A 13,497-nucleotide genomic window follows, 5' to 3' on the forward strand; every position below is an offset into this window, starting at 1 on the left:
CAGGCGTGTCGCTGCGCGCCACGACCTGACACTTCCCGCGCAAGCGGGGGAAGGTCCGAAGGAAGCCCTTCGCCCCGCCGCTCACCCGCTGTAAGACTTCGCCCATGACGGACAACGACCCGAATCTCGACGGCCCGCCCTGGGAAGAGGACGACGTCGTCGAGCGCGACGAGAACACCGACGACATGTTCGGCGCCCCCGCCCCGGCGGCCGAGCCCGTCGTCGCGCCTGCGCCGCCCGCGCCGCCGCCTGTCGCCGCCGTCAGCGAGGATCCGGCCGCCGACGGCGCCGCCTATCAGGTTCTGGCGCGCAAATACCGGCCGCGCACCTTCGAGGATCTGATCGGTCAGGAGGCGATGGTGAGGACGCTCACCAACGCCTTCGCCACCGGCCGGATCGCCCACGCCTTCATGCTGACCGGGGTGCGGGGCGTCGGCAAGACGACCACCGCCCGTCTCTTGGCCCGCGCCCTCAACAATGAGACGGAGACGATCGACCGTCCGTCCCTGACCCTGACCGCCCACGGCCGGCACGACGCCGCCATCATGGCCGGCCAGCATATGGACGTGATGGAGATGGACGCCGCCTCCCACACCGGCGTCAACGACATCCGCGACATCCTGGAGAGCGTCCGCTACGCCCCCGTCGAGGCGCGCTACAAGGTCTATGTGCTGGACGAGGTCCATATGCTGTCGACGCAGGCGTTCAACGCCCTGCTGAAGACGCTGGAAGAGCCGCCGCCCCACGCCAAATTCATCTTCGCCACCACCGAGATCCGCAAGGTGCCGGTGACCATTCTGAGCCGCTGCCAGCGCTTCGACCTGCGTCGGGTCGAGCCCGAGATCCTGGTCGATCATCTGGGCCGGATCGCCGAGCGGGAGGGTATGAAGATCGAGCAGGACGCCCTGGCCCTGATCTCCCGCGCCGCCGAAGGCTCGGTGCGCGACGGCCTGTCCCTGCTGGACCAGGCCCTGGTCCAGGCCGAGCGCGGCCAGACGGTCAAGACCGAGACGGTGCGCGATATGCTGGGCTTGGCCGACCGCAGCCAGACCATCGCCCTGTTCGAGAGCGTCATGGCCGGCCGCACGCCCGAGGCCCTGGAGAGCTTCCGCACCCTTTACGGCTTCGGCGCCGACCCGGTGCAGGTGACCAACGACCTCTTGGAACACTGCCACGCCGCCTCGGTGGCCAAGATGCTGGGCCCGAACGCGACCCGACTGCCCAATGACCAGGCGCAGAAGCTGGCCGCCCTGGGCGCCGCCATCCCGGCCGCCACCCTGTCGCGCACCTGGCAGATGCTGCTGAAGGCCCTGGACGAGGTGCGCCGCGCGCCCAATCCGGCCGACGCCGTGGAAATGGCTATCGTTCGCCTGGCCTATGCGGCCGATCTTCCGGGTCCGGAGGAAGCCTTGAAGCGACTGCAGTCGGGCGAGCCCCTGGGCGGCGGGTCGGCCCCGCGTGGAGGCGGCTCCGGCGGCGGGGGCGGACCATCTGCCCAGCTGGCCGCGCGGCCCGTCACGGCCCCCGCCCTGCCCGATCCCCAGACCTTCGAACAGGTCGTGGCCCTGATCGGCGAGAAGCGCGAGGTCGGCCTGCAGATGGACGTGGAGCGGTTCGTCAAACCCGTCTCGTTCAAGCCGGGCGCCATCGTCTATGAGAGCGTCGAGGGCGCGCCGGTCGAACTGGCCCGGCGCCTGGCCGGCCGGCTGAAGGAATGGACCGGCCGCACCTGGCTGATCGCCGCCAACGGCCAGGGCGGCGGCGACACCCTGATCGAACGCCAGAGGAAGGAACGGGCCGCCGAGCGCGAGAAGATCGAGGCCGATCCCTTCGTCAAGGCGGTGCTGCTGGCCTTTCCCGGCGCCCAGCTGGGCGAGATCAAGACGATCGCCCCAACCGTCGTCACGCCCGAAATCCCCGACGTCGCCGAGGATGACGACGAGGACTGACCGAGGGTTCAGCCTTCCAGGGAGATGACCGGCCCGGCCTCGACCGGGGCGGACCGGCGTCCGCCGCGGCGGCGCTTCAGCCAGGCGCGGACGCGCGACTGGATCCGGTCGTCGACGGCGAAGTGGAAGGCGAAGGCGAAGGCCACGGCCGCCAGGACGCCGCAGCCCCACAGAACCCACTGGACCGGCTCGGACAGGGCGAAGCGCGTGTTCGCCGCATTGACCACGCCGAACCAGGCGATGCGAACCACTTCGTTGGAGATGAACATGGAGAAGGAGACCAGGGCTGCGGTCTCCACCAGCCTGGACGGGCGGCGCACCGGCACGGCGCCGGCGGCCAGGATGATCAGCGAGATCATCGCCAGCGAGACCAGGGCGGTCTTGCCGAAGGCCTGGGCCACGACCAGGCCGCAGAAGGCGGCGATGCCGATCCAGCCGGCGAAGCGCGGATGGATCCACACCGACTGGGCGAACCAGGCCAGGCTCATGCCCAGGACGAACAGGGGCAGGGCCCGGATCAAGCCGTAGCCCATCGGCATCTGATAGACGGGATAGGCCAGAAGGCTCCAGCACAGCTGGTTGGCGACCAGATAGCCGCCGATCCCCAGGGCCAGGGCGCTCCACGGCCCCAGCCGCGTCAGGCCGCGCAGGATCCAGGGGAAGCACAGATAGCAGCCGATCAGGGCCGAGATCGACCAGGTCGGCGCGTTCCAGCCCAGGCCGCCGTACACCCCATAGGACTGAACCAGCAGCAGCTGGGCCGGCAGCTGGTCCCAGCGGAACCATTCGGGATTGCGGGGCGCGATCCCGACCGAGGCGCTGAGCAGCACCAGGGCGACCAGAGACAGGCCCATGATCAGATGGGCCGGGACGACCCGCAACACCCGCTTCAGGACGAAGTCGCCGTGCGACATCCGTCCACCGCCGACCGCCGCCCCATAGACCCGCATCAGCACATAGCCGGAATCGATCAGGAAGAAGTTGGTCAGCAGGAAGCCGCCGCGTTCGAACACCGGATGAACCGCCTCGGCCAGCGGGACCGGGCCGGCCGCCTGGAAGTGGTGCAGAATGATCAGGAAGGCCACAATGAAACGCAGGGCGTCGAGCCAGCCGCCCCGAGCGATCGGGGTTGTCTCATTCCGGGTCGAAATCAGGGTCCAGGGCACGGGGAAGGCCTCCTTGGCCCCCTCCCCCGCAAGAGACGGGCCGGGTTCAGCCCCGGACCAGCCTCAGGAACTCTTCGCGGGTGCGCGGATCGTCGCGGACCACGCCGATCAGATGGCTGGTCGACAGGCTGGCGCCCGGCGCATTGACCCCGCGCAGGGTCATGCAGCTGTGCTCGGCCTCGATCACCACCCCGACGCCGTGCGGCTTCAGCACCGTATTGATGGCCTCGGCGATCTCAGCGGTCATCTTCTCCTGGATCTGCAGGCGCCGGGCGAAGCCGCGCACCACCCGCGCCAGTTTGGAGATGCCCACCACCCGGTCGGTCGGCAGATAGGCCACATGGGCCCGGCCCACGACCGGCAGCATATGGTGTTCGCAGAAGCTGACGAAGCGGATGTCCTTCAGCACCACCAGCTGATCATAGCCGCCCGTCTCCTCGAAGGTCTTCTCCAGATAGGACAGGGGGTCGGTCTCATAGCCCGAGAACAGCTCGCGATAGCTGCGCGCCACCCGCGCCGGGGTCTCCAGGAGACCCTCGCGGTCGGGATCGTCCCCCGCCCATTCGATCAGGGTGCGCACCGCCGCCTCGGCGTCGGCCTGGGTCAGACGGGAGGCGCGGGCGGTCTTGGGGGGGACGTCGGTCATGACAGGGCCTATAGCGAGCCGAACACGAAAAGCAAAAATCCTACCCCTTACGCTGCGGCGACGCGGTCAGACGCCGGACCGGGAAAAACAGTGTCCGATGTGTCCGATGTGTCCGGAAATCGGCGGCGGGCGCGAAAAAATGTGTCCGATCTGTCCGATGTATCCAAGTTGCGCGCCGCATCTGGTCCATAGGAGCGCCTTCCGCAGAAGGTCAGGAACAGCCGTCCATCTACTCGTCGATTCGATCTGGATTCTGGAGCGACTTGCGATCGTGCGACGCCACTCTGCGCTCAACCTTCTTTATGTCTTCCGCAGCAGGCAGGGCTTCCGGCCGAATGCCGCGGTCCAAAAGGGTTTTTCGGACTGCCTTGTTGTTGGTGACATGTTCGGAAGAAATGGCGCCTTCCGTTCTCATGGCGTGGGCGCGGGCGTTGAAGATGGTGATTTCTGTCGCGAAATCCTTGGCCTTCAAGATGATGGTGGGCGCAAAATCCGCGAGGGGACGGCTGTCCGGCACCTTCCATGTCGCCTTCATCGCCTGCGTTGATCGGCCGAACAACGCGCCGTCGCCCTTGCTACGGATTAGAGCGAAGTTCTGGTTCTCGCCGGTTTGTTCATAGATAATTCCGGACAGCTCTTTCTCCGTCTGCGTCAACTTGCGGCGAGCAAGCAAACGCTCCACTTCGAGCATGCGCTGTTCCACCAACTCGGCTCGACGAGTTTGAATGGCGAAGTAGCTTTGCGCAAAAGCGATCTCAGGTTTCGCAGAATCGCCGTTCTGAGCCACCAGATAACATGCGAACCGTGTGAGCATCACGTCATCGATCTGGCGTCGCCCGCCCGACCCCAGGTCGACCATTTTGTTGACGTCAACAAAATGGTGCCCGATCTCGTGTCCCGAGAGCTCACAGGCCGTCTTGGCCTTTGACAGGACGTTCTGGAAATTCCGCCACTCGGCGTATCCGAGCAGATGTTGAACGTCTCGCCCAAGCCAATAGTCCACGCCCGCGTCCGTCTGTTGTGCGTGACCTTCGAAGGTCTCGGTCAGATGAGCGATCACCTCCCTCTTCATATCGCCCCTCCTCGATGACAGCGCGCCCCAATATCGCAACCCATGATAGAACAGACAAGAGAGGCTGGGGTTCAGGAGATCCGCCACCGTTATCTCCCCGTTAACCATCCTCCCGGCATTTTCTGCCCAGTGTTTTGCGGGAGTCTCGGCCGATGAACGGCGCGGAAGTTCTGGATGTGGGGCGTGACGCCATCTGGCTGACGATCCAGCTGTGCCTGCCGGTGCTGATCGTGGGCCTGGTGGTGGGCGTGGTGATCGGTCTGTTTCAGGCCCTGACGCAGATTCAGGAACAGACCCTGATCTATGCGCCCAAGATCATCGCCATCTTCGTCTCCCTGCTGCTGTTCCTGCCGCTGATGGGCGCCCTGTTGGGCGGCTTCATGCGCCAGATCGCCGCCCGCATCGCGGGCATGTAGGGTGGGCGGGTCCGAGACGCGGGGCGTCTGATGGACGGCTGGGCCACCGCCGACCAAGTCTGGGCCGGCGGGCTGATCTTCGCCCGGATCGGGGCGATCCTGATGGTCATGCCCGGCTTCGGCGAGGCCTATGTGCCGCCGCGTATCCGCCTGTCCCTGGCCCTGTTGATCAGCCTGGTGCTGTGGCCCGTGGTGCGGGCCGACCTGCCCGGTCTGCCCGACGGCCTGGGCGGCATGGTGGGCTGGATCATCCGCGAGGTGACGACCGGCCTGATGATCGGCCTGTTGCTGCGCCTGTTGATGACGGCCCTGACCACGGCGGGCGAAATCGTCTCCCTGCAGACCACCCTCAGCTTCGCCCAGACGGCCAATCCGCTGCAGGCCCAGCCGGGATCGACCATCGCCTCGTTTCTGATGCTGTTCGGGGTGACGCTGATCTTCGCCACCGATACCCACCATCTGTTCATCGCCGGCATGGTCGGCTCCTACAGGCTGATCGCCCCGGCCCAGCCGCTGATGATGAACGACTTCACCGCCATGGCGGTGCGGACCGTGGGGGACAGCTTCCTGTTGGGGGTTCAGCTGTCGGCGCCGGTTCTGGTCTTCGCCCTGATCTTCAACCTGGCCTCGGGCCTGGTGGCGCGGGTCATGCCGTCGTTCCAGGTCTATTTCGCCGCCGCGCCCCTGAGCGTGATCCTGGGTCTTTCGATCTTCGCCCTCAGCCTGGGGGCGCTGGGGACCGTCTTCATCGACCGCTATCGACGCCTGGGCGAGCTGTTCGCCGCCGGGGTGATGGGAGGCGCCGGTGGCTGAAGGCGCCGATCCCGAGTCGAAAACCGAAGAGGCGACACCCCGAAAACTTGAGGAGGCCCGCAAGAAGGGCGATGTCGCCAAGTCCCAGGACGTGGGTCAGGTGCTGGCGCTCGCCGGGGCGGCCTCGGTGATCCTGGGGGCCGGGGGCTGGTTCGCCGGGTCCATGGCCGAACAGCTCCTGCCCTTCATCGCCGCCCCGCACCAGATGCTGGGCATGCTGGATTCCGGAGCGGGGACGCAAGTGTTGGCCCGCGCCCTGTGGGCCATGACCCCGTTTCTGGGGGCCGTCATGCTGGCCACCATCATCGGCGGGGCGGGCGGGCATCTGGCCCAGTCCGGCCTGATCTTCACCGGCGAGAAGCTGAAGCCGCAGTGGTCGGCGGTGAACCCCCTGTCGGGGTTCAAACGCATCTTCGGGCCTGACGGCCTGATGCAGTTCGTCAAGACCCTGATCAAGCTGATCGCCGTATGCGTGGTGTGCTGGATGGTGCTGAAGCCCCACACGCGCGAGTTCGAGAACCTGGTGACGGTGAGCCCCCTGGCCCTGTTGCCCCTGGCGCGGGACATGGCCCTGGCCCTGTTCGTGGCGGCCGTCATCCTGCTGGGAGCCACCGCCGGCGCCGACTTCATCTGGCAGAAGATGCGCTTCGCCAAACGGATGCGGATGACCAAGGAAGAGCTGAAGGAAGACTATAAGCAGACCGAGGGCGACCCGCACGTCAAGGCCAAGCTGAAGCAGATCCGCATGCAGCGCAGCCGCCAGCGGATGATGGCCAATGTGCCCAAGGCCACGGTGATCGTGACCAACCCGACCCACTATTCGGTGGCCCTGCGCTATGAGCCGGACCAGGGGGACGGGGCGCCGGTCTGCGTCGCCAAGGGGGTGGACGCCCTGGCCCTGCGCATCCGCGAGGTGGCCAAGGAACACGACGTGCCCATCGTCGAGAACGTGCCCCTGGCGCGGGCGCTCTACGCCACGGTCGAGGTGGACGAGGTGATCCCCAAGGAGCATTTCGAGGCCGCCGCCAAGATCATCGGCTTCGTCTTCCAGTCGCGAAAACGCCGGTAACGCCGCCGTAAGGCTTGCCGCCCGATTTCAGCGTATGATCAGCCTACTGATTCGCGAGGCCGCATGACGCCCAAACGCCGTCTTCCGTTCGACCTGCTCTCGGCCGTGATGGCTTTCGGGGCGGTGGCGACGGTCGCCGCCCTGGCCTATCCGGCCTTTCGGGCCAATCCGACCTCGGCCCCGGGCCTGATCCTGATCGTCACCGTGGGGCTGATCGCCCTGATCGCCCTGTTCGGTTTCCGCCGGGCCGAGACGGTCCAGCCGTCCAGCGACGTGGCGGTTGAACTGCTGGACGCCATGGCCGAGCCGGCCGCCCTGGTGTGGGAGACGGGCCAGGTCCTGGCCTTCAACGGCGCCTGGGCCGAGGCCAACGGCGCCACCACCGCCCTGCCCCGCGGCAAGTCGGCCCAGGCCCTCTATATGGCCTTCGCCCAGGCGCGGCGGGGCGAGCCGGGCCACGCCATCGTCCAGATCGGGGCGCGCGAGTTCGAGGTGGTGATCGGCCGGGCCGGCCCCGACCGGTTCCTGATGCGGGCCGCGCCCGAGGCGGTCCTGCCGCTGGCCGCCGTTCCGGCCCAGGCCCAGGGGACGAACGGCGAGGCCCGCGCCATGGCCGCCGGCGCCCCGTTCGGCTCGGCCGTCGTCGCGGGTTCGGACCTGTTCGCCGGCCGGGCGGAAGAGGCCAATGCGGCCCTGGCGATCCTGACCGGACCCAACGCCGCGCGCGACGCCGCCTTCGGCCATCTGTTCGATCCGACGGGCGTGGTCGAGGCGCGGGCCAAGCTGGCGGCCGGGTCGTCCGGCCCGATCGAACTGGTGGCGCGGGCCTATCCCGACAAGATGCTGCATCTGTATGTGGCGCCCGAGGGCGAGCGCCAACGCATCTGGCTGTTCGACGTCTCGGCCCAGAAGTCGATGGAGCTGCAGCTCAGCCAGGCCCAGAAGATGCAGGCCGTGGGCCAGCTGGCGGGCGGGGTGGCGCACGACTTCAACAATCTGCTGACGGCCATCCAGCTGCAGCTGTCGGGCCTGCTGGAACGGCACCCGGTCGGCGATCCCTCCTATGAGGGGCTGAACGAGATCCGCCAGACCGCCATCCGGGCGGCGGACCTGGTGAGGAAGCTGCTGGCCTTTTCGCGCAAGTCGACGGTGCGGCGCGAACGGCTGGACCTGGGCGAGCTGGTGGGCGAGTTCGCCATACTGCTGCGCCGGCTGCTGCGCGAGGACGTGCGGCTGGAGACCGACTACGGCCGGGACCTGCCGATCGTTCTGGCCGACAAGAGCCAGCTGGAGACGGCGGTGATGAACCTGGCGGTCAACGCCCGCGACGCCATGCGCGGCGTGGTCGAACCCGGCGACGCCGTCGTGACCATCACCACCCGCCGCCTGACCGCCCAGCAGGCGCGCGAGATGGGCTGGGCCGCCGCCCCGACCGACGAGGTGGCCCTGATCGAGGTGTCCGACACCGGCCCCGGCGTGCCGCCCGAACTGGTGGACAAGATCTTCGAGCCCTTCTTCACCACCAAGGCGGTGAACGAGGGCACCGGCATGGGCCTGGCCACCGTCTACGGCATCGCCCAGCAGGCCGGGGGCCATATTTCGGTCAGCAATATCGAAGGCCCCCACGGCATGAGCATGGGCGCGGCCTTCCGCATCTTCCTGCCCGCCGCGGGCGAGGCGGAACTGGCCGAGGTCCAGCCGGTCGAGGTCAAGGTCAAGGCGCCGCGTGACCTGTCGGGCGCCGGGCGCATCCTGTTCGTCGAGGACGAGGACGCGGTGCGCGGCATCGCCGCCCGCCTGCTGCGCCAGCGCGGCTATGAGGTCATCGAGGCCGCCGACGGCGAGGAGGCCCTGATGCTGGCCGAGGAGCACGCCGGACAGATCGACATGATGATCTCCGACGTCATCATGCCCGGCCTGGACGGCCCGTCCCTGCTGAAGAAGGCGCGCAAATATCTGGGCGACGCCCCGGTCATGTTCATCTCGGGCTATGCCGAGAGCGATTTTTCGGACCTGTTGCAGGACGAGGCGGGGGTCTCCTTCCTGCCCAAGCCGCTGGACATCAAGACCCTGGCGGAGCGGGTCAAGCAGGAGCTGCACGCGGGCTGAGCCTTATCGGCTCGGAATCAGTTCAGGCGATCCGATCAGGCGGCGCGGCGGACGGCGGCGGGGGTCTTCACATAGAGACCCTGACGGCCGCTGACGGGGCGGAAGGCGACCGTCTCGCCTTCCAGCCGCTCATCCAGGCCCAGGAACAGACAGCCGTCGTCGACCAGGCGGCGCTCCAGCCCGTCCAGCAGCCGGGCGCGGCGCGACGGCTCCATATGGGTCAGGACGTTGCGGCAGAAGATGACGTCGAACCGCATCTCGTCCGTCGGCTCGTCCAGCAGATTGGCCCGGCCGAACCGGACGATCTCCGCCAGTTCGGGACGCACCCGCCAGTTCTCCTCGTCCGGTTCGAACCAGCGCAGCATGGCCCGCGCGTTCAGGCCGCGCTGAATCTCGAAACCGGTGTAGAGGCCCGCGCGGGCCTTATCGATCGCACGCTGCGACAGGTCGGTGGCGACGATCTCGGCCGCAGCGCCGGACGCCTTGGCCGCCATGGCGATGGACCAGGCCTCCTGCCCGGTGGAGCAGCCCGCCGACCAGAGGCTGACCCGCCCGCCGGGCCGCGCCTTGGCCAGGGCGGGCAGAAGCTCCTGTTCCAGGACGTCGAAGGGGGCGCGGTCGCGGCGGAACCAGGTCTCGGGGTTCAGCAGGGACTCGATCACCGCCCAGCCCAGGGAGGCGACCGGATGGGCCCACAGATTGGCCAGCAGGGCCTCGACATTGGCGTAGCCTTCGCGCCGCGCGATCGGCCCCAGCCGATGCTCGGCCAAATTCATGCGATCCCGCGTCAGCCTGTAGCCGGCGCGGGTGGCCAAGAGTCCCTGGAGCTTGTCGAAGTCCTCGGGAGTCATGCCGCGATCGCGCCGACCTCCGTCAGCTTGGATTGAAGGATCTCGCCGTCGAACGGCTTCATCACATAGTCATCGGCGCCGGCCGCAAGAGCCTCCGCGATGCGTTCGGGCCGGGTTTCGATGGTGCAGAACAGCACCTTGGGCCGTCCGCCCTCGGGCAGGGCGCGCAGACGCCGCAGAAAGGTCAGCCCGTCCATCACCGGCATGTTCCAATCGACCAGGATCATGTCGGGCGTGACGCCGGTGCAGTAGGACAGGGCCTCGGCCCCGTCCGCCGCCTCATCCACCTCATAGCCGAAGCCTTCGACGATCCGACGCGCCACCTTGCGGATGATGCGGCTGTCGTCGACGATCAGGCAGGTTTTGAAGTTCAAGGCGGGCTCCCAGGCGGAGACGATCGGCCGATGTGCGTCGCTTAATATGGCAGATCGCCAGTTAACGAGTCGTTGGGAAACGCCTGTCGGGCGACCTAAAGGGGCATCCGTGCGACCAGGGCGATCCGCTCTTCCTGCACCGCCACTCGCAGGGTTCCGCCCGCCTCCTTGACCGTCAGCCACAGCCAATAGGGCTGAATCCATTGGCCTGGCAGACCCTCGGTCAGGCGCCGGCCGGTCAGGCCGACGACGGCCTCGGGCTTCAGCCGGGCCCGCGCGCCCTCGGCGAATCCTTCAAGAAAGAGGGCGCCGTGCGCGACCCGCGACTGGATCACCGCATTGCCGCCCAGGGGCAGAGCCCCGACCGTCAGATAGGCGAGGTTGGTCAGAGCCCGCGCCTGGGGCTTGGAGAACTCCTGCGCCTCGATTCGCCAGTCCAGAGAGGCGCGACCGCCCGCCGTCATGCCGACCACCAGATCGCGCAGCTCGCGCGCGGTGAACCGTTCGCTGCTGGTCGCCGCGCCGAAGGCCACCCGCGCGAAATGGACCAGGGCCACCATCTTGTTGGCGCTCTGTTCGATCAGGGCCAAGGCGTCGTCGCGCATGTCCTGGGCCGAAGGGTCCTTCATCAGGTCCAGGCCCGAGACGATCGCGCCCGAGGGGCTGATGAAGTCGTGGCACAGTTTGGCGGCCACATAGGTCGCCAGCTCCGTCCCCTCGAACGGCAGGTCCAGGGCGGGCGGGGCGTCGTTTTCGGCGTCGGTCGGGATCATTGAGCCTGCATACTCTCGTCGGCGTTCAGGTCACAGTCAGGAGGCGCAAGAGAAGCTGACGTGATTTGCCGGTTCATGGAACCGGCTCAATGGTCTATCGAGCCCGCAATGACGACCTCCCCCTCCCCCGCGACACCCGACAAGACCCTTTCGCGCGATCTGGCCTCCGGCGCCCTGGCCCTGGCAATCGCCGAGATCGCCGAAGACGCCGCCCGCCTGATCCTGCCCTATTGGCGCAGCGACACCGCCGTCGAGACCAAGTCCGACGACAGCCCCGTGACCCAGGCCGACCGCGCGGCCGAGGCCCTGATCCTGGAACGGCTGGCCGCCCTCTATCCCGGCGTCCAGACGGTGGCGGAAGAGGCCGTCGCCGAAAGCGGCGCCCCGGACCAAGCCGAGGACTGGTTCTGGCTGATCGATCCGCTGGACGGGACCAAAGGGTTCGTGCGCGGCGGCGAAGCCTTCACCGTCAACATCGCCCTGATCCACGCCGGACGTCCGGTCGCGGGGGTGGTCACGGCGCCCGCGACGGCGACCACCTGGCGCACCGATGCGCCGGGCCAGGGCGCCTTTCGCCGTCAGTTCGGCGAACAGCAGGAGGGCGAGGCCCATTCCGGCGCCGAATGGCGGCCGATCAAGGTGCGCGACCGGCCGGCCGAGGGGATGGCCCTGTTGAGCCACAGCGTCACCGACGAGGAGGCCGCGCGTTTGGCCGCCCGGCACGGCTGCACCCGCTGGCAGGGCACGGACTCCTCGCTGAAGTTCTGCCTGATCGCCGAGGGCCGGTTCGACGCCTATCCGCGCTCGGGTCCGACCTCGGAGTGGGACACCGCAGCCGGTCAGGCCGTGCTGGAGGCCGCCGGAGGGCGCGTCCTGGCCGACGACGGCCAGCCCCTGTCCTACGGCAAGCCCCGCTTCCTGAACGGCCCCTTCGTGGCCATGGGCGGCTGAGGCTTCAAAGGCCCGACTGCAACAGCAGCAGGCCCGCGCGTTCGGCCAGGGCGGGGACGCCCATTTCGCGGGCCGTCAGCACGGCCTCGTTCAGAATCAGGTTCAGGCGGCGCGGTTCTGGGCCGCCCAGGCGCCGACGCGCCAGGGCCACACCGGCCAGGCTGATCTGGTCGGCCGCCCAATCGAGCGGGGCGGCGGCGGCCAGACGACGGCGCAGCCGATCCTCCAGCACGTCCAGGCCGGCGCGGTCTTCCATGGCTTCGACCAGGGCGATCTCGCGCGCCAGCCGGCGCTCGCGGACCAGGGCGCCGATGATCAGCCCCTGGCCCTGGGTCAGGACTTCGGCCTGGTTCAGCACCATCAGCGGCAGGGCGTCGCCGCCGGAGCGCAGAACCTGGATCGCCGCCCAGTCCAGCGGGCTGTGATCGGGGGTGAACTGGTCGGCGGCGGCTTCAAACATGGAGCGGCCCTGGTCCTGGGCCTCGGCATGGTCGGCCAGGGCCGCCAGGGCGGACAGGCCGGCGCCGCACATGGCCAGGGCGCGGGCCCGGGTCAGGGGACGGTGATCAGGCGAGGCGCCCTCGACCAATATGCCCAGGTCGCGCCCGGCGTGGTCCAGCAGGCGGGGGTCGCGCTGAATCACCCCGGCCTCGAGCGCGAAGGCGGCCTGATCCAGACGAAGGTCCACATCCTCGCCGGACAGGTCGTGCTGGGCTGCATCCATCAGGGCGGCGGCGTCCATCAGCGCCTTCGCATCGCCGGACAGGCGGGCCTTGCGCGCCTTCAGCCGGGCGTGGGTCGCCGCCAGGTCAGCGGCCGTCTTGGATCGGCGCGGACGCCCCGCCCCCGCCACAAGGGCCAGGGCGCGGTCCAGATGAGCCGGATCGCCGCACAGGTCGAAGCGCAGCATCAACCCTTGCGCCTTGGCGCCGGCGGCGCGGGCGGCCTGGTCGTCGCCCTGGGCGTTGCGGATCAGGCTGTCGGCGCAACGGTCGGCGCGGGTCAGGCTGTCGGCCGCCCCGCTGCGGCGGGCGTGCTCGCGCCACAGGGCGGCGGCGCGGACTTCGGTGTCGAAGGGGCGGGCGCAGGAGACGCGGCCCGCGTCGGTAGCCTCGCGCCGGGCTTCGGCGGCCAGGAGATCGACCCCGATCAGTTCGACCCAGCCCAGATCCTCGCTCTCACGAGCCTGGGCGAAGAGTTTGCGAAGATCACGACCGAACTCGAACATAGGATTGAACGCCTTAAAATCCCGGATCGGGACGAAGGACGCCCCTTGCCGTCGGTCCCATGCAAACGCAGCGCCGCCAC

Annotated in this window: 13 protein-coding genes; 6 read left to right on the plus strand and 7 right to left on the minus strand. The window is 68.4% G+C overall.

The genetic code is table 11. From position 1 onward, the window contains the following. Positions 1-104: 104 nt before the first annotated feature. Complete coding sequence (locus tag ACW178_RS00470; RefSeq protein ID WP_287105994.1) at positions 105-1,949, plus strand: DNA polymerase III subunit gamma/tau; 1,845 nt, start codon at positions 105-107, stop codon at positions 1,947-1,949. Positions 1,950-1,957: 8 nt separating this feature from the next. Here ACW178_RS00470 and ACW178_RS00475 read toward each other — a convergent pair whose 3' ends face one another. The 3 genes from ACW178_RS00475 to dinD form a co-directional block, all read right to left on the minus strand. Then, complete coding sequence (locus ACW178_RS00475) at positions 1,958-3,115, minus strand: acyltransferase family protein (RefSeq protein ID WP_287105996.1); 1,158 nt, start codon at positions 3,113-3,115, stop codon at positions 1,958-1,960. Positions 3,116-3,161: 46 nt separating this feature from the next. Next, the gene (gene folE, locus ACW178_RS00480; protein WP_152948939.1) at positions 3,162-3,761 is read right to left on the minus strand and encodes a GTP cyclohydrolase I FolE; all 600 of its coding nucleotides are present in this window, start codon (positions 3,759-3,761) and stop codon (positions 3,162-3,164) included. 229 nt (positions 3,762-3,990) lie between these two features. Continuing rightward, the gene (gene dinD, locus ACW178_RS00485; RefSeq protein ID WP_152948940.1) at positions 3,991-4,833 is read right to left on the minus strand and encodes a DNA damage-inducible protein D; all 843 of its coding nucleotides are present in this window, start codon (positions 4,831-4,833) and stop codon (positions 3,991-3,993) included. A 152-nt stretch (positions 4,834-4,985) separates the two neighbouring features. Between dinD and fliQ the strand changes: the two genes are divergently transcribed. The 4 genes from fliQ to cckA all read left to right on the plus strand — a co-directional run bounded on the left by fliQ (position 4,986) and on the right by cckA (position 9,240). After that, positions 4,986-5,249 carry a flagellar biosynthesis protein FliQ gene (fliQ, locus tag ACW178_RS00490; protein ID WP_054764003.1) on the plus strand — a complete coding sequence of 88 codons (264 nt, stop codon included), beginning with the start codon at positions 4,986-4,988 and terminating at the stop codon, positions 5,247-5,249. 30 nt (positions 5,250-5,279) lie between these two features. Continuing rightward, positions 5,280-6,062, plus strand: coding sequence for a flagellar biosynthetic protein FliR (gene fliR / locus ACW178_RS00495; protein ID WP_287106391.1), 783 nt, complete (start codon positions 5,280-5,282; stop codon positions 6,060-6,062). Next, complete coding sequence (gene flhB / locus ACW178_RS00500; protein WP_492024759.1) at positions 6,055-7,131, plus strand: flagellar biosynthesis protein FlhB; 1,077 nt, start codon at positions 6,055-6,057, stop codon at positions 7,129-7,131. The genes fliR and flhB overlap by 8 nt, the downstream gene beginning before the upstream one ends. A 63-nt stretch (positions 7,132-7,194) precedes the next feature. Next, complete coding sequence (cckA, locus tag ACW178_RS00505) at positions 7,195-9,240, plus strand: cell cycle histidine kinase CckA (protein WP_287106387.1); 2,046 nt, start codon at positions 7,195-7,197, stop codon at positions 9,238-9,240. A 35-nt stretch (positions 9,241-9,275) separates the two neighbouring features. Here cckA and ACW178_RS00510 read toward each other — a convergent pair whose 3' ends face one another. The 3 genes from ACW178_RS00510 to chpT all read right to left on the minus strand — a co-directional run bounded on the left by ACW178_RS00510 (position 9,276) and on the right by chpT (position 11,238). After that, positions 9,276-10,091, minus strand: coding sequence for a CheR family methyltransferase (locus ACW178_RS00510; RefSeq protein ID WP_054764007.1), 816 nt, complete (start codon positions 10,089-10,091; stop codon positions 9,276-9,278). Further along, positions 10,088-10,465, minus strand: coding sequence for a response regulator (locus ACW178_RS00515; RefSeq protein WP_054764008.1), 378 nt, complete (start codon positions 10,463-10,465; stop codon positions 10,088-10,090). The genes ACW178_RS00510 and ACW178_RS00515 overlap by 4 nt, the downstream gene beginning before the upstream one ends. Before the next feature lie 95 nt (positions 10,466-10,560). After that, positions 10,561-11,238, minus strand: a complete 678-nt coding sequence (gene chpT, locus ACW178_RS00520; protein ID WP_287106385.1) for a histidine phosphotransferase ChpT — start codon at positions 11,236-11,238, stop codon at positions 10,561-10,563. Positions 11,239-11,346: 108 nt separating this feature from the next. Between chpT and cysQ the strand changes: the two genes are divergently transcribed. After that, positions 11,347-12,189 carry a 3'(2'),5'-bisphosphate nucleotidase CysQ gene (gene cysQ / locus ACW178_RS00525; RefSeq protein WP_287106384.1) on the plus strand — a complete coding sequence of 281 codons (843 nt, stop codon included), beginning with the start codon at positions 11,347-11,349 and terminating at the stop codon, positions 12,187-12,189. 4 nt (positions 12,190-12,193) lie between these two features. Here cysQ and ACW178_RS00530 read toward each other — a convergent pair whose 3' ends face one another. After that, a complete protein-coding gene (locus tag ACW178_RS00530; protein ID WP_287106382.1) occupies positions 12,194-13,417 on the minus strand; it encodes a hypothetical protein in 1,224 nt (407 codons plus the stop codon). Positions 13,418-13,497 lie beyond the last annotated feature (80 nt).

It is taken from the genome of Brevundimonas sp. AVps4 (assembly GCF_058681525.1).